The following is a 19,095-nucleotide window of genomic DNA, read 5'->3' on the forward strand; positions in this document are numbered from 1 at the left end:
GCTTGTTTAGCGCTCCGTGGACCCCGACCACCCCCCGGGCCTCCCGTCCGGTGGTGCCGGCGTCGTTCCGCCCCGCCGGCTGGGCCGCGACCCGCCCCCCCCCCCCCCCAACGCCGGGTGTCCGGGTCCGTGGCCCCGGCAGACCCGTACCTGCCCCGCCCGGCTCAGACCTTGGCGGAACTGCCGCTTGCCGCTGGTTCCCTGCGCGTGGCCAGTTCCGGCAGGGGCACGGCGGCCCTTCCGGCTTCCTCTTCGACGAACCGGGTCAGTGCCCTGGCGCTTTCGAGGAACTGGGCGGGGAAGACGATCGTGGAGTTCTTCTCCGCGGCAGTCTCGGCGAGGATTTGCAGGTTGCGTAGTTGCAGGGCGATGGGGTGGTCACTGATGACGTCGGCGGCCTCGGCGAGGCGGTCGGCGCTCAGGGCTTCCCCTTCGGCGGCGATGATCTCGGCGCGCTTCTCGCGCTCGGCCTCGGCCTGGCGGGCCATGGCCCGTTGCATGGTGGCCGGGAGCTCGATGTCCTTCAGTTCCACCAGCAACACGTATATGCCCATTGCTGGGTGAGGACGTCGAGGATGTCCTTGATCCGGGTATTGAGCGTCTCGGTGTCGGTGAACACCTGGTCGAGCAGCGAACGGCCGACGACATTGCGCACGGTGGTCTGGGCGACCTGCCTGATCGCTGACGACACATCCTCGATCTCGACGATGGACCTCACCGGGTCGACGCGCCGGAAGTATGCGACGGCTGCAACGCCGATGGAGACGTTGTCCCGGGTGATCACCTGCTGGGAGGGGATCGGCATGGTGACCGTCCGCAGCGTCACCTTCCACATCCGGTCCGCCAGAGGAATCATGAACCCTATGCCAGGTTTGCGTACATTGCATAGTTTTCCGAACCGGAAGACGACACCGCGCTGGTACTGCCGGACAATCGCGACTCCGAGTCTGGCCACGGGACTCATCTCCTTGAGGCTCTTGCTTTCATCGTGGTTCGGCCTACCTGCCCCGGGCTCGGGCCGACCGTCCCTCGCCAGGGGCCGACCGGCCCCGGCGCGATCTGATTTCCGTATGGGGATCCTCTCGGTGGCAGGCCGCCTTCAGCACGTATCCTGCGTGCTGTCGCGCTTTTGTCAGGGGCGCCGCCAGGAATGTCGCCGGCCGCCCGCCTATGGGCGTCGGCCGTACACGTGCAACGGCTGAGGCGGGCTGCCCCGGATTCAGGGCGCGACGGGGATCACCGGCTCACCGAGTCATCGGGCAGCGGTGCCCCAGGCCCCGGCCAGCACACTGCGAGCCAGGGCAAGGGCCTGGGGCTGTTCGCTGTCGAGGAACAGCGGTGTACCGACGTGCACGTGCAGTCTCGGGCGGTGCAGCGGAGCGGTGAGCAGTCTGGCCACCTGTTCAACGGGGCTTCCTAATGAAGCTTCTATATCCCGTCAACCCCCATCGCCGTAGCGGCGCTGTTGAGGTGGCGATAGAGGCGTCGGGCGAGGTATCGCTTGAGGCAGCGGCGGATCTCGCGGTCTGTCTTGCCCTCGGTGCGCCGTCGGTCGGCGTAGGCGCGGGTTTGGGGGTGATGCACCATGCGGACCATGGCGATGACGTTCAGGGCGCGGTTGAGACGCCTGTCGTCGCCGCGGTTGAGCCGGTGGCGGGTGGTGTTGCCCGAGGAGGCGGGAAGCGGGCTCACTCCGGCGAGGGCGGCGAAAGCGGCCTCGTTGCGGATCCGCCCTGGGTGAGACCAAGCGACCAGGACGGTGGCGGCGGTGACGGGACCGATACCGGTTTCCTCAACCAGCTCGGCGGCAGGGCTGGCGTCGACCAGCTCGCCTATCCGGTTCGTGTTGTCCGTGATCTCGGCATCGAGGACGAGGATCCTCTTGGCAAGGCGGACTGCCTCGGTGCGGGCCGTCGCGGTGGCGAGGTCTTCCTCGCGGGGGCGCCAACGAGCGATCTCGCCAACCTTCTTGGCACCGAGGGAACGCCGGGCATCGATGCCGAGGTCAGCGGTGCGCACGAGGGCGGTCAGGGCGTTCACAGCCCTGGTTCGCTCGCCGGTGAGTTCGTCCCGCGCGGTGAGGAGGATCTGGGCTGCCGCGCGAATCCCCTCGTCCATCCGCGGGTTTCGCAGCTGTTCTTCGGAGAGCGGAAACACGGCTGCGGCTATGCGCCGGGCATCGATTGGGTCGGACTTGCCGATTCCGCGGCGCCCGCCGCGGCCCATGCGGGCGGCCTCGGCCACCCGGTAGCCGGCAAGTGCGCTCTGGCGGGCGATCTGGGCCCCGTAGCTGCCGATGCCTTCGATAACCCACAGGGCGCCAAGGTCCCCGCCGGTGCGGCGTCCGACCCAGTTGATCGCGCGAGCCCTGCCGGCGTGGGTGTTGGGGAATGTCTCCGTGTCCAGGTGCTCGCCGTTCGCGGCGAGAACGGCGTAGGTGTGGGTCCTGGCGTGGGTGTCGACGCCGATGACGAACGAACGTGTGTGGGCGACAATGGTGTTCACGCGATCGGGATTCCTCTCCGTGAGACGGTAATCGCGGTCGCTGCGGACCGGCGCCGTGCCCGGGAGAGGTCACTTCGAGGCAGAACTGTGATGGGCCACGGCCCCTTCGGGGTCGGGCAGGCTTCTTATCAGGCCACCGAGGTGGGCCGGGTCGGCGCCAGCCGCCCGCCGCTGTCGGACAGTTCATTAGCAAGGCACCTACGGGGCCATTGTTGTCACGAGTCACGACAGCGACGAGGCGACCGACGTCAACCCTGCCAGCCGGTCCCGGACCAGCCAGGTAAAGACTCACAGCTGTTGTCAAGCAGCTGTAGTCACTGGGCAAGGCCACGAAGTTAAGGGCTTGCCGATCAATAACTCGCCGTCTTGATCTCCGGTTTGGGGATGCCGAGGTGTGTGGCGAGGTCGGTGAGATCGTCGAGGGTGGCCAGTTGCGTCACGGCGGGTTCGATGACGTGCCCCATGTCGTGGAGGAGTCGGCGGGTTTGGCTGATGGCCCGGTTGAGGGTCACGGGAGTCACGGTGAAGAGCGGGGCGAGAGCGACCTGGGGGAGCTTGAACCTCTGGTAAAGGATGGTGGCCAGGACGGTCGACGAGGGTGAGGCCGGGGCGTCGGCCGGTGTAGAGGCCGGCGGCAGGGGTTTTCTGCCGGTCGCCGCCGCGTCGCTGGTGGAGGTCTGCTTCCCGCTGCGCCACGCGGGCCGCTGCCAACTGGGTGACCAGCGAGTCCCACTGTTCGTGCGGGATGCCGGTGAGGGCGGGATGGGTCAGCCAGTGTCGTCCGGGGCCGGCTTCGTTCTGGGGCGGCATCGGGAGGACGCCGTCCCGGCGGTGTTCCTGGGGGCGGAGCGTGTAGTTCCAGTCGCCGTGCCAGTGGTGGCGGCTCAGTGGCAGGGCACTCAGTTGCCCGTCACTGATGCGGACGCCGGTCTCGTAGACGGCGGTGTCGAGTTCGGCGCGGACTGTCAGTCCCGTGCGGGTGGTGGTCGCTTCGATGCTGTTCACGATGACTTCATGGCTGGTCAGCGGCCTGCCCCGCCAGTTCATCGTGATGTGGGAGAACAGTCGGTGCTCGATTCGGTTCCACTTGGATGTGCCCGGAGGAAAGTGACACACGGTGATCTCCAGGCCGGTCGCGACAGCCAGCGCGGCCAGCTCGAACTTCCAGGCCCGGGTGCGGTAGCCGTTGGAACCGCCCGCGTCCGCCGTGATCAGCAGACGGTGTGAGCGCGGGTAGGTGTCGCGCCCGACCGCGTGCCACCAGCGGCGGACGGAGGCGACGGCGAAGGCTGCGGTGTCGTGGTCGGTGCCGACGTTGACCCAGCCCGTGTCCGCGGTCAGGTCGTAGATCCCATAGGGGATCGCCTTGCCCAGTTCGGCATCGGGAAAGTCGTGAGTGTGAACCTGGGCCGGATCACCTTTGCGATGCCACTCGTGGCCGGCGTTCTTGTAGTTACCGACCAACTCCTTCTTCTTGGTATCCACGCTGATCACCGGGTCGCCGGTGGCCTGGAAGTCCTTGGCTTGGCCGTTGATATAGCGGAACTGTGCATCACGGTCAGGGTGTTGGGCGCCTTCGACGGTCTTGGCGTTGCCCTGGAGACTGAAGCCCTCCTCGCGCAGCACGACGGCCACGGTGTCCGCCGAGACCCGGTGCCCCTGCCGGGTCAGCTCGGCAGCCAGGTGCCGGGTCGACTTCGTCGTCCAGCGCAGCGGCGACATCGGGTCCCCGCGTACATCTGGTTCCACCAAGGCCAGCAACGCGGGCCGAAGGCCCGGATCCAGGTCCACCGAACGCTTGCGGCCCCCACCGGGCCGGCGCACCCGCCCCAACGGCGCCTCGCCCGAATCCAGCTCCGACACCCCGCGCGACACCGTCCTCTCGCGGGCTCCCGCCGCACGAGCAACGAGCCTGATGCCTCCATGGCCCAGCGACCGTGCCTCTGCTCCTATGGCCAGCCGCCGCTGCCGCTCGTCGAGATGCGGGAACAGCGTCGCGAACTTCGCGGCCAGGGCCGCCTCAATCCCCTCCGAACTCCCCATACCAGGGCAACGAGCCTCAGAGCCGAAAGCGACGGCTTATTTCCCGGCAGACTCTAAAACTACCCGGCCTTGGGCCAAGGCCCCAGCGGCATCTCACCCCATTTCCGGCCCCGCCGACACCTGATGACCACCGCCGAACACCGCTTGGAGATGAACATCCTCTTCACCATCTGGGACCAGATCACCGAGAACATCAGCCGGCCAGCCGCGGGCTGAACCGGGATCCCGCCGCAGGGGAAACCGCGCCCGAACGCGCCGTCAGACACCCACGCACCCAACAACGCCCTCGCGGTCGATGTCGGATCCGACTTCCATCCGACATCGACGCCGCATCCGGTGCTGCCGAAACGCGCCCCACAGGAGCGGTATGGGCCGTTCCACAGGGCGCTTCCAGCCATTCCGTCACATGTGTGGCTCCCCTCACTCTGGCCCCTGTGATCGCCGCTTATGTTCATTGGGCCCGATCAACCGAAGACCGAACAAGGAGTCATGTACGTGTAATAGTGACCGTCGGTCTCGTGGCGGCACTGGCACTGCCTGCCACCGCCGCCGTCGCCGTCGCCGTCGAGATCTCCGGCAGCCGCCTGCCCTTTTCCATCGCGACGTCCGGCTCCGCGGAGGACAGCGACCGCTGGAACGGCCCGAGCTCCGGCCATGCCAAGCCGTGCGGGGACGTCCCGGCCTCGCAGCCCAACTCGTTCAGCGCCTACATCTACGAGGACAAGTCATTCCTGCCCGACCCGCAGATCGCCTCGACCTCGCGGGCCTATTCTCAGGCGTACGGCTGCGGCTCGTACAAGGGCACCAACACGGGTGGCAAGTACTACACCAAGGCCACGTGGTCCGGCATACCCGGCAGCCGTGCCAACGGCTACGTGGCCGCGGAGAACTGACCGGACGCCGGACCGGACAGGCCGGAAGGCAGACCGGAAACCGAACGACAGACCGGACGAACTGGCAGGAAACCGTGTCCGTAGAAAGTCACACCACCGCAGCCGGCAGCGCGCCGACCGCGACCGTCGAGGGTGCCACGGTCCGATACAAGACCGTGGTCGCCCTCGACGGCGTCCACGCGGAGTTCCACCCCGGCACCACCGCCCTGCTCGGGCCGAACGGCGCGGGCAAGACCACCCTGCTCTCGCTGCTGAGCACCGCCCGGCAGCCGGACCAGGGGACGGTAAGCCTGCTCAGCGCGTCCGTGCGCGGACGCGCCGGAGTGCGCGGGGTGCGGGAGCGCATCGGCGTACTGCCGCAGTCCTTTGGCTACTACCCGCGCTACACCGTCCGGGAGTTCACCGAGTACGCAGCCTGGCTGCGCCGGGTGCCGCATGTGGAGCGGACCGAGCGGGTGCGCGAGGCGCTGAACCTAGTGGAGCTGGAGCGGTACGCGGACCGGCGGATGGGTGCCCTGTCCGGCGGCATGCTGCGCCGGGCCGGGATCGCGCAGGCAGTGGTCAACCGCCCGGCCCTGGTCCTGCTGGACGAGCCGACGGTGGGCCTCGACCCGGTGCAACGGATCGGCTTCCGCACCCTGATCCGGGCGCTCGGGGAGCGTTCCGCGGTGGTGATGAGCACGCACCTGGCGGAGGACGTGGCACAGGTTTGCGACCGTATTCATGTCCTGCTGCAAGGCCGGATGCGGTTCACCGGGACGGCTGCCGAGCTGTGCGCCCAGGCCGACGGCCACGACGGTGCGACGCTGGACGGCTCGGCGGTGGAGGCCGGCTACCTGGCCGTAGTGAAGCGGAACGGGGCGCCGGTATGAGGCGGGTGCTGTTCACCGAGATGCGGCGCGGCGAGGCGGGCAAGGCCGCGCTGCTGTCGGGCGTGGCCGGCCTCTGGTACCTGCTTTCCGCAGACGCCGCGACCAGCGACTGGATCGGCTGGTGGAACCAGGCGAGCATCAAGGTCCAGGTCTTCGGCGTAATCGTGATGGGCTCGCTGATGAGCGCCGCCGCAGCGTGGACGGCGGGCCGCGCCCGGCGGACGCGGGCAGACGCCTGGACCGACACCACGCCCCGCGGCGGCTGGCCACAGGCGGTGCTGCTGTGGGCAGCCGCCTGGCTGTGGTCGCTGCTGGTATACGCGGTGATGACCGCTGTCGCCTTCCAGCGTACGGCGGCCGTCAGCGAGGCCACCGAGCCGGTGTGGAGTCCGCTGATGCTGGGCGCCGCGATGACTGGGCTTCAGATCGCGGCGGGCGTCTGCGCGGGCACCCTGCTGCCGTCCCGGATCACCGCGCCGGCCGTGGGTGCGTTGTGGTACCTGGTGTTCGTTCTCTTCGCTTTCCTCCCGGGCGTCCCGCTGGCACGGCTGTTCCCGGCAGTCGACGAGCACTGGGACGCCATGTTCCAGCCGCACACGGGCCGTCTGCTGATCGCGGCCCTGTGGTGCGGCGCGGCAGCGCTTGTCCTGTTGGCGCTGCCCGCGCTGGTGCGGCGCGCGCCGCTCTCGCCGGGGCCGATCGTCGCTGTACCGGCTGTGTTGGCGGTGGCGGCCGGCGGAGCGCTGTTGGCCTTCCGTGCCCCGGTGTCCGAGCCGTTCTGGGCGGTACGCGCCGAGCAGCCCGCCGAGCCGGTGTGTGTGACAGAGGGCCACGTCCGCGCCTGCCTGTGGCCGAACGACCGGCATCTGCTGCCACAAGCGCGCGAGGCGGCCCGGGCCGTCGACCGCACGGTCGGCCCGCTGCCGGGGTTCCGCCGCGACTTCCGCCAGGTCGGGCTACGGTTGGTCGGCCCGGGCAGCGCGGAACTCCCGGTGTACCGGCCGGTCCTGGACTCGGGCACGATGACCGAGGCCATGCTGAGCGCCGCCCTCCCGCCGCGGCCGGAGGGGTGTGCGCCGCACGTCCTGCCGGATACCGGCGGCTATCCAGATGCCTTCCTGGTGGAGGCCGTGGTCAACTCCCGTGCGAAGATGCCCACGCCGTACTACGGGGACCGTTTCGCCAAAGCCCTGGAGCGGGTCCTCGCCGCGCCGACCGCCGACCAGGACCGCTGGCTGTCCGCCGCCGCCGGTGCCATCGGCGCGTGCCGGCCCGTCCCCGTACCGCCCCGGTGACCCCCGTCCTCGCCTTCGCCCGCAGCCGCAACCTGCCCCGTGCGGCGGCTGGTGCGCTGGTGATGGCTCTGGCCACCGCGGTGTTCGCCGGGACGCGGGTCGAGATCCCAGACTTCCGCTACCTGGTCGACTACGGCATTCCGGTGGCGGCGGTCGCGCCGGTGGCCCACGCCGTCGTCCTGGGCACTACGCTCCACTCTCCCATGGCCGACCTGGAGCACACCGCCGCCCAGCCCATGGCTCTCTTCCGGCGCCTGCACCTGCTCGCGCTCACCCTGATGGCAGCCGCCCTTTCCGCGCTGCCGATTCTCTTCGGGCTGCCCGCCGACGTAGCCGCTGCCTCGGTCCGCAACGCGGTCGGCTATCTGGGCCTGGCCGGGATCAGCGCACGGTTCTTCGGCAGTGGCCTGGCCTGGCTGCTGCCGCTGGGCACCTTCGGTCCTACCCTGCTGCTTGGTGTGGCGCCGGACAACACCCCGGAGTGGTGGGCTTGGTCGATCCACGCCCCGTCCGCTCCCGGGTCCCTGGCAATCGCCGCTCTCCTCTGGCTGACCGCCTTCCTCCTGCCGACCGCCCCGCCCCGGGCAGACGACCGCGCGGAGGCGTAGCACCGTAGGGGCGTTGTCACGTTGTTGGGTGCGTGGGTGTCTGACGGCGCTTTCGGGTGCGGTTTCCCTGCGGCGGGATCCCGAGTCAGCCCGCGGTTGGCCGGCTGATGTTCTCGGTGATCTGGTCCCAGATGGTGAAGAGGATGTTCATCTCCAAGCGGTGTTCGGCGGTGGTCATCAGGTGTCGGCGGGGCCGGAAATGGGGTGAGATGCCGCTGAACGCGGACAGGAACCTTTGGACTCCACCGACGCTGCGGAAGCCCTTCATCGCTCGTTCGCGCCGGCGGGTGGGCTGGTGGCTGTTCTCCGCCCGGTTGTTCAGCCCCTTGTGCGAGCGGTGCTCGATGGAGGGCATGACCTCACGGTGGGCCGCGCCGTAGGAACGGAGCTTCTCGGTGACCATCACCCTCGGCACCGCACTGGTCTTCTTCATCAGGCGACGCAAGAAACGCCTGGCCGCGGCCTTGTCCCGGCGGCTCTGAACGAGGATGTCCAAGACGTTGCCATCCTGGTCGACGGCCCGCCACAGGTACTTCCGCTCTCCGTTGGTCTTGACGAACGCCTCGTCCAGGTGCCATTTGTCGCCGGGCCGGGGCCGGCGGCGGCGCAGACCGTCGGCGTAGGGCCTGCCCGAACTTGGCGCACCAGCGGCGGACCGTCTCGTAGGAGACGATCACGCCGCGCTGCAGCATCAGCTCCTCCACCTCACGGAACGACAGTGGGAAACGGAAGTACAGCCACACGCAGTGCGCGATGATCTCCACCGGGTACCGGTGCCCCTTGTACGACGGCGACGCGGACGACACGAGTGAACCCCTCGCGGCACGATCAACCACAAGATCATCCCGCGCGGTCAGTCAACGTGACAGTGCCGCCTGAACAACCGGGCCGAGAACAGTCATCAGCCCACCCGGCAGCGCGAACGCGCCATGAAAGGCTTCCGCAGCGTCGGCGGAGCCCAGCAGTTCCTGGCCGCGTTCAGCGGCATCCCGCCCCACTCCCGCCCCCACCGCCACCTGATCACCGCCTCCGACCACCGAGCCGAAATGACCGTCCGCTTCGCCATCTGGGACCAGATCACCGACGTCACCCTCCTGCCCACCACGGCCTGACCACAGGCCCGGACCGCGGGCCCCGCCAGGCCACGACGCACCGTCAGGCACCTGCAACCCAACAACGTGACAGCACCCTATGGAGCAATGAGATGAGCAACCCCGCAGCAGCAGGCGGACCCCTGGCGCCCGTGACCGTCCTCGGCCTGGGGCCCATGGGTGCGGCGCTGGCCCACGCGTTCGTGGACAAGGGCCACCCGACGACCGTCTGGAACCGCTCCGCGCACAAGGCCGACGACCTCGTCGCCAAGGGGGCACTCCGCGCGGAGACCGCCGCCGATGCCCTGAAGGCCGGCTCCCTCGTGGTGGTCTGCGTCTCCGACTACGAGGCGATGCGGCAGATCCTGGAGCCCGCGAAGGCCGAACTGTCCGGCAAGACCCTCGTCAACGTCACCTCCGGCACCCCCGACGAAGCCCATGCGGCCGTGAGCTGGGCCGCCGAGCACGGCGCGGAATACCTGGACGGGGCCGTCATGGTTCCCCCGGCGGCCGTCGGCGCCCCGGAGGCGGTGTTCTTCTACAGCGGATCGCGCGCACCGTTCGACGCTCACGTGGACACCCTGCGCACCATGGGCGGCGACGCGAAGTACCTCGGCGCCGACCCCGGTCTCGCCGTGCTGTACAACACCGCCCTTCTCGGCTTCATGTGGTCGACCGTCAACGGCTACCTGCACGCCGCCGCCCTGGTCGCCACAGCCGGTGCGACTGCCGAGGAGTTCACCCCCGTCGCCCTGGACTGGTTCCTGCCCTCCGTCGTGACGCCGATCACCCGGACGGCGCCAGCGGAACTCGACTCCGGTACCTACCCGGGCGACAACGGCACGGTCCGCATGAACCTCACGGCCGCCGACCACCTGCTCCAGACCAGTGTCAGGCAGGGCCTCAGCGACGCCGTCCCCGCGTTCCTCAAGGGGCTCCTCAACCGCACCGTCGCCGAAGGACGCGGTGACGAGAGCTACTTCGCCATAGCCGAGGTCCTCAAGAAGCCCTGACGGACTCCGCTCCGTCCGCAACGGTTCAAGCCTGGGCCCCGCCGCAGTGACGGCGGGGCCCAGCTGTCGTGCGTGCGGGACCTCACCGACGCGCCTCGGCCCGGTACGCGCGCAGGAAGGTCCGTACCCCCTCGACGATCAGCGGCCGTACGCGGGTGTCCTGCGCGGCATTCGCGGAGCCCAGGCGGTCCAGTGCGACGCCGAAGGTCAGCGCGAGGAACTGGTCGGCCGCCAGCCGGGCGTCGGGGACGTCGAGCAGTCCGGCCTCGGCGAAGGCCGCGAACCGCTCGGCGATCGCCTCGTCGGGGGTGTCCGCCATCGGGTTGCAGGGTGCTGTCACGTTGTTGGGTTGCAGGTGCCTGACGGTGCGTCGTGGCCTGGCGGGGCCCGCGGTCCGGGCCTGTGGTCAGGCCGTGGTGGGCTGGCCGACAGCTTGGGTGATCTGGTCCCAGATGGCGAAGCGGACGGTCATTTCGGCTCGGTGGTCGGAGGCGGTGATCAGGTGGCGGTGAGGGCGGAAGTGGGGTGAGATGCCGGCGTCCGAGTAGGAACGGACCAGGAAACCGGTGTTGCTGTCAGAAGTTTTGACAGGCCGTGATCGGCCGAAGCCCTTCGATCCGAAGGCGCCGGTGACCAGCAAAACGGCGGAGGCCTTCGACATCTCCCAGGTCGGAAGCCCCTTGGTTGTGAAGCCCGCATGGCTTGCTACGGGGTCTCGTTCCCGAGGGCGTTGACGCGGTTCGCGTACTCGCGGCGGGCCTTGCGCTGGGCCGGGATTGCCGAGGGGGCGTCGCGCGGCTGGCAGCGGTCGAGGAGTTGGCGGTGGACCGAGGGCGCCGCGGGGATGCGGAGTGTGTAGCCCTGGCCGCGCCGTACGGTCAGGCCCTGGTCGAGCGCGTCCCGCTCGGCGGGCTCCAGTTCGGCCGCGCGCAGGAAGTCGGCGACCTTGCCCGGCATGTCGAGGGCGACCGCGATCTCCGGTGCTGGGGTGTCCTGGGATGCGTCGGTGTGCTCGGGCATGAGGTCGGCGACGGCTGTACGGATGGCGCCGCGGCTGACGTGGTGGTCGCGGGCCAGACCCGCGATGGACTGGCCGCCCAGGTACCCGGCGCGCACGGCGGCCTTCGCGGCCGTGACGACCGGTCGACGGCCGCCCTTGTTGCCCTTGGCCTCGGCGGCCCGCAGCCCGTCGTAGGTCTGCTCGCGCTGGAGGTCGCGCTGGAGTTCGCCGGCGGCGGCGAGGGTCTGCACCATGAACTTCACGGTGGACAGCAGCTCTCCGGTGCGCAGGTGGCGGGCGGTGAGGTCCATGGCGGAGAACGCGCCGTCGTGGATGCGCAGGGCGAGACGGTCGCGGTGGAAGACGTCGAGTACGTCGAGGATGTGCCCGGTTCCGCGCACGAGGCGGAACATCTCGGAGATGTGCACGGTGTCGCCCGGCCGCGCGTACGTGAGCAGCTCGCCGAACTTCGGCCGCTGGAGAGGGTGGAGACGGCTGGAGGTGCCGGGGTCCTCCTCGAAGACGACCGGGTCCTCGATCCCGGCCTCATTGAGGACGAGGTTCTGACGGTCGGTCGACTGCTGGTCGGTCGACACCCGCTTGTAGACCAGGTTGGCCATGCCGCTCCCCGTTGTGGTGGTCGCATTCGACCCTAGCTGTCAGCAAACCCTGTCATCAGCCGCCATCGGATCTGATTGGATCCGAGCCGCCGTCAGGCCCCTGAAAATCGGGGTTCATTGGATGCCAGTCGCGCCTGTCGTCATTCGATCGTTTGCCGACAGGCACAAGCTGGCCGACAAAAACCTGGGGATCCGGTAGACGCAAACCCAGGACCGGTCGGCGAGGCCCCGGGCTCCACAGCGGCGGCCACTCATCGGACCGGCTCCGCAACGCCCCGCTCCTCGATCGATACTGCCGCCCTCCGCTAATCGGTGATACCGTATAGCGGTACTCGGTAGCACGTAGTACTGACAGGCTGAGGAGCACCCGCGATGGACGACCTGACGGAGATGTTGAAGGGCACGCTCGAAGGGTGCGTGCTCGAAATCATCGGCAGCGAGGAAACCTACGGGTACGCCATCACCCGTCAGCTGAACGAGCTCGGCTTCACCGACGTCATCGAGGGGACGGTGTACACCATCTTGCTGCGGCTGGAGAGGAACGGGCTCGTCCAGGTGACGAAACGGCCATCCGGGGTCGGTCCGCCGCGCAAGTTCTACGCGCTCAACGACGCCGGACGCGAGGAACTCGCGAAGTTCTGGGCCAAATGGCAGTACCTCTCATCACGCATCGACAGGCTCAAGGAGGGCGGGAGATGAACTTCTGGGAGAAGGTCACAGGCAGCGATCTCACCAGGGAATGGAAGGCGTTCGAGGCCCGGGCCGATGTCCTGCCGGACGACTACCGAGCAGCGTGGGGGCAGATCATCGCCCACCTTTTCCCCTACGGGGACTTCACCGGTCGCAACCTGATGCCGATTCTCGACTCCGCCCTGGGGCTGCTCGAAGTAGCAGCGGCGGACGGCCAGAGCGTCCACGAGGTGCTCGGCGAGGACATTCAAGGCTTCTGCACCGCGCTGGCCGGCGGAGCAGACGCCCGGACTTATCGCGACCGGTGGCGCGAGCAGTTGAACAGGAACGTCGCGAGGAAATTGAGCCGGCTGGGAGGCTGACGTGAGCATCCAGGACATCATCGAAGGCAAGAAACAGTGGCGGGCGCACGTGGCTCGGGTCAAGGCACTCCCGCCGGACTACCAGATCGTCTACAAGGAGATGCAGAAGTACCTGTTCAAGGTCGGACCGATCAGCCTGCCTGACGGTCCCCTGCTACCCGGGATCCTCGACTTCTTCGAGGAGGGCGTCGCCGCAGGCAAGGGGGCTGTGGAACTCATCGGCACCGACGTCGCCGCGTTCTGCGACGACCTGGTCAAGGACTCCCCCACCTACGCGGATATCTACCAGGCATCCATCAACGCGGAACCCGGCACTGACGAGAATTGACGCCCGCCGCACGGGTGCGGGCCGAAAACGAAGGCACTGCATAACCGTCGAGCAGCACCCTCGCGCTCACTCCTCGCCCTCTTCGTCCTCATCCAGCTCGGGCGCCTCCGGGTCGCACAGCGGACGCAAGGCACCGGCGGCAGGAACGCTGGCAGTGAAGCTGTAGTGGCCGAGCAGGTCCCCTGGGCCGCTACCTGTTCAACATCAAGGCCAGCGCTCCAGGCCAGGGCCTGCGCCCCTTCCGGGACCCGGACGCCGCCGAGAACGACGAGAGCGACTGACCGCCTCCCGAACGGCTGCACAGTGGCCGAGGGGCCTGGTAATGCCTGGCAGTCGACAGCTGCCTCAGAAGCCGAAGGAGTTGTGCGGTTCGGGATCGACGCGGAACAGCCGGGATAGCTGCGCGATCCCGCCGTCGGCGTGCGGAGTGATGCGACCCGCATACATCAGGTCATGGGCCGACATGCCGCCGAAGTAGAGCGAACTGAGCGCCGAGATTGTGATGGTCAAATCCGCCTGCTGGTCGGTGGCAAAGCATGTCACTGACGTACCGCCTGTGCGGAGAAGCCATGTCCGATTGTTCGCCGGGCACATTTGGTCGTCATCGATGGTGAACGCCACCTCGCCGACCGTGTCGTACGAGCGTTGCGTCAGGGCACGGGGGACGTCGAGAAGGCGTGCCCACAAGTTGTCGGACTGCCGGGTGATGCGCATCGCTCGCGGGTTCGCAAGCATCCACCGCAGTGGTTCGTCGCGCGGGCGGCCGGGCGCCACGATGGTCCTGGTGAGGTCGAAGTCGACCAACAACCTCCACAGTGCGCGATACGCCGTCGGGTTCGTCGCCTCCAGCGCCTCAACAACGAGTGTCCCCGCGTCGACGGCTGTCGAGGACCACGGCAGCCGGAAGTTGGCGATGCCGTCCACCTCGCCGTGCTGGTCGCGGTGGGCGAGATACCGCAGCGGTCCGTTCGTGCCGTCCGCAGCGTCGGACAGGCTGTCCCAGTGCCCGGGCAGGGGGGTGAGCTCACCGGTACGGTGTGTACGCACCTCCGCGTGCACCACAGGCCAGAACTGCTTCGCCTGCGCGGCGTCGACCAGTTCCAGCGAACCCGGGTCGGGTGCGGCCGGAAGAAGGGCAGCTTCGTGACGGTCCAGCTCCCACCGCGTGCGGAAGGTTGCCGGCGAGAACCCGAATCGGCCGTAGATACTGCCCTCGCTAGCGCTGAGCATCGCCAACGGCTCGCCTCGGTCCAAGGCGGCGTCGAACATGGCCTGCATCATCCGCCGCAGGTAACCGCGTCGGCGGTGTGTAGCGATCACCCCGGTAGAAGTAACACCGGCTATCTTGACCGCGCCCCCACCAGGAACCGTCACGTCGAAGGAGATGGCGGCCGATGCGCCGACGCACGCACCGTCTGCGAAGGTCGCGATCGGGTGGAAAGACTCGTCCTTGACGTCAGCTTCTGCCCACTCCTCTAGCTGCTCGGCGGTCGCCGGAGCGCGCCGCGGGGGCCACGGCTCCGGACCACCGTGCCACGCGGCATCAGCCGGCTCCCACTGCGGCAACCCGTTCGCGAAGGGCAAGGCCCGGTAGTACGCGTTCATCTCATCTCGCTGTGGTGGGCGCACCTGAGTAACCATGGCGGCCAGTAGATCCACAACCATCGTCTACGGACAACCGATTACTTGATCGTCGAGCTACCAATCTTCAAGAAACCTTCGTTTCTTGAAGATCACCCCGCGAGGCCGCGAGAACCCGGCAGGGCCTTCAAAAACCCCGGACCACCCTTTTCTGACATGATCCAGGGCCATGACCGCCCTCGAACCGGGCGACGAGCCGGGCCTCCTCGTCGCCGAGCCCCTCATCCGCACCGAAATCAAGATCGGGTACAACCGGGTCTCCACCGGCGGGCAGAAGCTAGAGCGGCAGCTCGACGCACTCACCGCCGCCGGATGCCGGAAGATCTTCGCGGACAAGAAGTCCGGCAAGAACGCGCTCCGCCCCGAGCTGAAGGCATGCCACGCGTTCCTTGACTCCGGCGACACCCTGGTCGTTCCCTCGCTCGACCGCTACGGCCGCAGCCTCCAGGACCTCATCAACATGGTCGCTGAACTGCGCGAGCGCGGGATCGGCTTCACCTCGCTCCACGAGAACCTCGACACCACCACCCCCGGCGGCCGGCTCGTCTTCCACGTCTTCGCCGCCCTCGCGGAGTTCATCCGCGAGCTCATCGTCATCGGCACCAACGAGGGCCTGGCCGCCGCCCGCGCCCGCGGCCGAGTCGGCGGACGCCCCAGCGTCGCCACGGACGAGGTCATCCGCACCGCCCGCGACCTCCTCCCCGACCCGGGCCGCTCGATCACCTCGATCGCCAAGCTCCTCGGCGTCTCCCCGGGCACCCTCTACAACCACATCCCCGACCTCCGGGGACTCCGCGCAAGCACCGTGCCCCGCCAGCTCGAAGCCCCCCGGAAGTAGTCCAGCACCACCAAGATCAATCTCAGCGGCACTTTCTGTACCGCAACTACTCACGCCCGTGGACCGACCCCGCCGCGCGGCCGCCCACGACGTCCGCGCGCTCGTGGCCGGGCTGCCCGAGGACGACGGCCGCCGGCTGCTCGCCGAGTTCGTCGTGGACCAGGCCGAGGACTGCCTCGCCCGGCCGTCGCACGACCTGGCCCACGCCAGGGACCGGGCCCGTACGCTGCGAGCACTGTACGAACGGCTGGACCGGCTCCAAGGCACCGCTCCTGCTGCGGAGGCGACCACCACAACCTCCCCTTGATCGTCGCCCGGCGCCGCCTCCCCCGTCGGCTCCGGGCGACCCCACGAAGCCCCCGGCGACCGCTGTACGCCAGCAGTCGCCGGCGGCTTCCCTTGTCCGCTCCCCGCTGTTGAGGCCGCACCATCGGCCCCGGCCGTGACGCCCGGTGACCCGGGCGTTCTCCAGGTGGGGGGTTGTGTCGGCTGAACCGGGCAGGGCCCGGTCCGGCCGGTTCGGCATCAGCCCGCTTTGGTCTTCGTGGCGGCGGCCCACGCGGCGGCTTCGGTCTCGCTCATGAGCAGGACCTGCGTGGGGTGGGCGGTGGAGCGCTGCACGGTGTGGAAGCGGCCCGGGTGGGTGCTGCCCTTCGGGACGGTGGCGACCTGCGGGGCCGCCTGGCTCCAGGTGCGGGTGGTGACCCGGCCCAGGAGCACGGTGGAGAACCGCTCGCGTCCCAGCGCGGCGCTGTAGCTCTGGGCGCCGGCGAGGATGTGGATGCGGGCCTCGCGCCCGGCGAAGAGGAGCTGCGCGGTCAGGGTGCGCAGGGCGATAAAGGTGCCGCCGCCGGAGGCGGAGCAGACCAGGACGTGCGGCGATTCGTTGTCCAGGTCGATGCAGACCGGCTGCCCGTCGGTGCTGCGGCCGATGAGGACCTGGGGGCGGGCAGCGCTTCCAACTGCTCGCGGACGCCCGGGTCAGTGAGGCGCAGCTGCTGCGGGAGGGTGCTCTTCTTGGTGGTCTTCCACATGGGGGCGGTGTTCCATTTCTGTGCTGTGCCTGGTGAACCGGGTGTTCTTCCAGGCGGGGGATCGTGTCGTCCGGACCGGACAGGGCCGGTTCGGACGTCGGCGAGCCGGAACTGATCAGTCCAGGTCGGTGGTGCCGACCGCGGCGCGGGGCCTGTTGCGGGCCCACTTCTTGAGGTCGCCGACGCGGTAGAGGAGTTCGGCGCCGCGCTTGTCGACCGGGCTGGGGAAGTCCGGGTCGTTGGCCCGCGCCCAGCGCAGGGCGGCGAGCGTGATCTCCGGCAGGTGGTCCTGCTGGGCTTTGCGCAGTCCGACCACCACGTCGTCCTGGTCGGGTACCGGGGCCGGGGTCGCCGGCGGCGACACCGTGGTGTCGGCGGGGTCGGCAGCCGGGGCCGCGGTCGGGGGCGGCGAGGTGAGGCTCCAGGCGTCGGCGAGGGAGGCCCTGTCGGCGGCCGGATCGGCGGCGGGCGCGGCCGGTATCTCGGGGGCGCTGAGGCTCCAGGGATCGGCGAGCAGGTCGGCGGCCGGGCCCGGGGGTACGGCCTGCTTCTGCAGGGCCGGGCCCGTCGTGCCCGTCGAGTGGGCACCCGACATCGCCCACTCGCGGGCCTCCGCGTTCGACAGGTTCAGCACCTGCGTCTCCTGGGCGCGGCCGCGGGTGACGACCTGGACGCGGCCGGGATGCTCGCTCGGCATCGGGATGGGGCTGACCTCGGGCACGAGCATGCGCCAGGCGTTGAGGGTGTAGCGGACCAGGATCCGGGTGGAGAAGTTCTCGCGCATCTCCGGGCCGCCGATGGCGCGGGCGGTGGCGGACTGCGCGACCAGGAGCACGTGCTGGCGGACCTGGCGGCCCATGAACAGGATCTCGACGAGCGCGTCGACGGCCGGGGACGTCTTCGGGTCACCGGACTCGCGGATCTTCGCCCAGTACCGCTTGAGCTGCGCCATGGTGGCGTTGACCTCTTCGAGGAGGATCACCAGACGGGGTCCGACCCGCCACGGCTCGCGCTCCAGGACGTCGTCGGCCAGCTGCTCGGCGAGGCCGAGCCGGCGCCGGCCTTCCTGTGCGAGACGGATCAGGGCCTCGTGGATCTCCGCGATGTCGCGGCAGTAGGTGACGCCGGGCACGCCACGGGCCCAGGTGTGGGAGATCCGCTTGAAGTCGATGACGAACGCGTGCGCGCCGTTGTGGATGAACTGGCAGCAGATCGCGCGCAGGATGGTCGACCTGCCGCCGCCGGTGCCCGCGGAGATCAGGACGTGCGGGGATTGGTCGTCCAGGTCGACGGAGACCTTCTTCTTGCCCGAGCCCAGGCCGATCAGCGGCGCGGACTCCGGCATCTTCGCCAGGACCTCCCGGACGCCCGGGTCGGACAGGCGCAGCATCTTGGGCGGGACCTTGCGCTTCTTCACGATGACGTGGGTGTCCTTGCCCGCGCGGCGCCAGGTGAAGGAAACGTTCTCCAGGGCGAGCTTCTTCACGATGAGGTCGGCGACCAGGTCCTCGTTGAACCTCATGTGGGTGGGGACGTCGATGCGTATCTGAGCGTCGTCGTCGGAGAAGTCGCGCGGGATGTGCAGGTAGCGGCGTGGGTCGGTCAGCTTCGGCATGCCCAGCGGCACGGCGAGCGCCTCGTGCAGCGGGATCACCCACTCACGCATGAACTCCCGGCGCCCCCGGGTCAGCAGCCCGTACGCGATGCCGCCGACAGCCGCGGCCGAGGCGGCGGCGATGCCGCCGGTCTCCAGCGTCGCCAGGGCGGGGCCGGGGTCCTCCCAGATACCGCGGGCGGTGGCGAAGGTGGCGTCCTGGTTCTCCCACAGCGCCCAGTAGCCGGTCCCGCCCGTCGCGGCCAGGCCGCCCACGCGGACGGTCAGGCGCTGCCACCCGGCCCGGTAGGAGGAGCGGGACACCTTGCCTTCGACCTTGGGCAGGACGCGGGTGCCCTTGCGCCAGAACGTCGCGTCCGTCTTCCGTTCCCCGTCCAGGGGGCGGCCGGCCAGGAACCGGCCGATGCCGAACGCTACGGATTCGGCGGCCTCTTCCACCTGCTTGTCGAATTTGGTTTGTGCCATGACGGTGCCCCTTCGGCGTGCATCCAGGCACCTCACACCCGGAAGCGGACACCCCCTTTTCCAGGAGCCCGGCCCTGTGGATAAAGTCCGGCGATTTTGCGGGCCGGGGCCCGGACCTGTGGTCGGCCTCGGGGACCAGAAATCCGCAGGCCCCACGGTTGTGGAGCGCGGACGGTACAACG

General features: G+C 69.1%; 16 protein-coding genes and 7 pseudogenes. 12 read left to right on the forward strand and 11 right to left on the reverse strand.

The window, feature by feature from the left end:
* Window positions 1-164: 164 nt before the first annotated feature.
* The 4 genes and pseudogenes from ACFC79_RS30305 to ACFC79_RS30320 form a co-directional block, all read right to left on the reverse strand.
* Window positions 165-964, reverse strand: a pseudogene (locus tag ACFC79_RS30305) (slipin family protein).
* Window positions 965-1,252: 288 nt separating this feature from the next.
* Window positions 1,253-1,399, reverse strand: a complete 147-nt coding sequence (locus ACFC79_RS30310) for a hypothetical protein (protein ID WP_376246641.1) — start codon at window positions 1,397-1,399, stop codon at window positions 1,253-1,255.
* A gap of 29 nt (window positions 1,400-1,428) precedes the next feature.
* Entirely contained in the window at window positions 1,429-2,505 is a 1,077-nt protein-coding gene (locus ACFC79_RS30315) for an IS110 family transposase (protein WP_376246644.1), read from the reverse strand.
* 350 nt (window positions 2,506-2,855) lie between these two features.
* Window positions 2,856-4,548, reverse strand: a pseudogene (locus ACFC79_RS30320) (ISAzo13 family transposase).
* An 84-nt stretch (window positions 4,549-4,632) separates the two neighbouring features.
* Between ACFC79_RS30320 and ACFC79_RS30325 the strand changes: the two are divergent.
* From ACFC79_RS30325 to ACFC79_RS30345, 5 genes and pseudogenes are all read left to right on the forward strand, one after another.
* Window positions 4,633-4,764: pseudogene (locus ACFC79_RS30325) on the forward strand (IS6 family transposase); the annotation flags it as partial.
* A gap of 302 nt (window positions 4,765-5,066) precedes the next feature.
* Complete coding sequence (locus ACFC79_RS30330) at window positions 5,067-5,441, forward strand: hypothetical protein (protein ID WP_376246647.1); 375 nt, start codon at window positions 5,067-5,069, stop codon at window positions 5,439-5,441.
* A 74-nt stretch (window positions 5,442-5,515) separates the two neighbouring features.
* Entirely contained in the window at window positions 5,516-6,313 is a 798-nt protein-coding gene (locus tag ACFC79_RS30335; RefSeq protein ID WP_376246649.1) for an ATP-binding cassette domain-containing protein, read from the forward strand.
* Window positions 6,310-7,608, forward strand: a complete 1,299-nt coding sequence (locus ACFC79_RS30340) for a hypothetical protein (RefSeq protein WP_376246652.1) — start codon at window positions 6,310-6,312, stop codon at window positions 7,606-7,608. The genes ACFC79_RS30335 and ACFC79_RS30340 overlap by 4 nt, the downstream gene beginning before the upstream one ends.
* Complete coding sequence (locus tag ACFC79_RS30345) at window positions 7,578-8,216, forward strand: hypothetical protein (protein ID WP_376246655.1); 639 nt, start codon at window positions 7,578-7,580, stop codon at window positions 8,214-8,216. Before ACFC79_RS30340 ends, ACFC79_RS30345 begins: the two co-directional genes overlap by 31 nt.
* 85 nt (window positions 8,217-8,301) lie before the next feature.
* Here the strand turns inward: ACFC79_RS30345 and ACFC79_RS30350 are convergent.
* Window positions 8,302-9,022, reverse strand: a pseudogene (locus tag ACFC79_RS30350) (IS6 family transposase).
* Between the two features lie 69 nt (window positions 9,023-9,091).
* On the opposite strand from ACFC79_RS30350, the pseudogene ACFC79_RS30355 reads away from it, so the two are divergent.
* Both ACFC79_RS30355 and ACFC79_RS30360 read left to right on the forward strand, forming a co-directional pair.
* A pseudogene (locus ACFC79_RS30355) lies at window positions 9,092-9,328 on the forward strand (IS6 family transposase); the annotation flags it as partial.
* Between the two features lie 92 nt (window positions 9,329-9,420).
* The gene (locus ACFC79_RS30360) at window positions 9,421-10,320 is read left to right on the forward strand and encodes an NAD(P)-dependent oxidoreductase (RefSeq protein ID WP_376246658.1); all 900 of its coding nucleotides are present in this window, start codon (window positions 9,421-9,423) and stop codon (window positions 10,318-10,320) included.
* A gap of 82 nt (window positions 10,321-10,402) precedes the next feature.
* Here ACFC79_RS30360 and ACFC79_RS30365 read toward each other — a convergent pair.
* The 3 genes and pseudogenes from ACFC79_RS30365 to ACFC79_RS30375 form a co-directional block, all read right to left on the reverse strand.
* Window positions 10,403-10,645: pseudogene (locus ACFC79_RS30365) on the reverse strand (TetR/AcrR family transcriptional regulator C-terminal domain-containing protein); the annotation flags it as partial.
* A gap of 81 nt (window positions 10,646-10,726) precedes the next feature.
* A pseudogene (locus ACFC79_RS30370) lies at window positions 10,727-10,858 on the reverse strand (IS6 family transposase); the annotation flags it as partial.
* 167 nt (window positions 10,859-11,025) lie between these two features.
* Window positions 11,026-11,940: a recombinase family protein gene (locus tag ACFC79_RS30375; protein ID WP_376246661.1), complete on the reverse strand. Its 915-nt coding sequence runs from the start codon at window positions 11,938-11,940 to the stop codon at window positions 11,026-11,028.
* A 372-nt stretch (window positions 11,941-12,312) separates the two neighbouring features.
* On the opposite strand from ACFC79_RS30375, the gene ACFC79_RS30380 reads away from it, so the two are divergent.
* Genes ACFC79_RS30380 through ACFC79_RS30390 form a run of 3 tightly spaced genes read left to right on the forward strand, consistent with a single transcriptional unit; the run spans window position 12,313 to window position 13,320 of the window.
* Entirely contained in the window at window positions 12,313-12,639 is a 327-nt protein-coding gene (locus ACFC79_RS30380) for a PadR family transcriptional regulator (RefSeq protein ID WP_053711998.1), read from the forward strand.
* Window positions 12,636-12,992, forward strand: coding sequence for a DUF1048 domain-containing protein (locus ACFC79_RS30385; protein ID WP_376246665.1), 357 nt, complete (start codon window positions 12,636-12,638; stop codon window positions 12,990-12,992). The genes ACFC79_RS30380 and ACFC79_RS30385 overlap by 4 nt, the downstream gene beginning before the upstream one ends.
* Window position 12,993: 1 nt before the next feature.
* Entirely contained in the window at window positions 12,994-13,320 is a 327-nt protein-coding gene (locus ACFC79_RS30390; protein ID WP_376246668.1) for a DUF1048 domain-containing protein, read from the forward strand.
* A gap of 345 nt (window positions 13,321-13,665) precedes the next feature.
* On the opposite strand, the gene ACFC79_RS30395 is transcribed toward ACFC79_RS30390, so the two are convergent.
* Window positions 13,666-14,961 carry a GNAT family N-acetyltransferase gene (locus tag ACFC79_RS30395; RefSeq protein WP_376246671.1) on the reverse strand — a complete coding sequence of 432 codons (1,296 nt, stop codon included), beginning with the start codon at window positions 14,959-14,961 and terminating at the stop codon, window positions 13,666-13,668.
* Between the two features lie 169 nt (window positions 14,962-15,130).
* On the opposite strand from ACFC79_RS30395, the gene ACFC79_RS30400 reads away from it, so the two are divergent.
* On the forward strand, window positions 15,131-15,799 hold the full coding sequence (locus tag ACFC79_RS30400; RefSeq protein WP_376246674.1) for a recombinase family protein: 669 nt from the start codon (window positions 15,131-15,133) through the stop codon (window positions 15,797-15,799).
* Window positions 15,800-15,857: 58 nt separating this feature from the next.
* The gene (locus ACFC79_RS30405) at window positions 15,858-16,106 is read left to right on the forward strand and encodes a hypothetical protein (RefSeq protein WP_376246677.1); all 249 of its coding nucleotides are present in this window, start codon (window positions 15,858-15,860) and stop codon (window positions 16,104-16,106) included.
* 218 nt (window positions 16,107-16,324) lie between these two features.
* Here ACFC79_RS30405 and ACFC79_RS30410 read toward each other — a convergent pair whose 3' ends face one another.
* A complete protein-coding gene (locus tag ACFC79_RS30410) occupies window positions 16,325-16,519 on the reverse strand; it encodes a hypothetical protein (protein WP_376246679.1) in 195 nt (64 codons plus the stop codon).
* 429 nt (window positions 16,520-16,948) lie between these two features.
* Window positions 16,949-18,913 (reverse strand): pRL2-11, encoded by a 1,965-nt coding sequence (locus ACFC79_RS30415; protein ID WP_376246682.1) that lies wholly within the window; start codon window positions 18,911-18,913, stop codon window positions 16,949-16,951.
* Between the last annotated feature and the right edge of the window lie 182 nt (window positions 18,914-19,095).

Source organism: Streptomyces sp. NPDC056061, from assembly GCF_042266885.1.
In the GTDB taxonomy this organism is placed as follows: domain Bacteria; phylum Actinomycetota; class Actinomycetes; order Streptomycetales; family Streptomycetaceae; genus Streptomyces.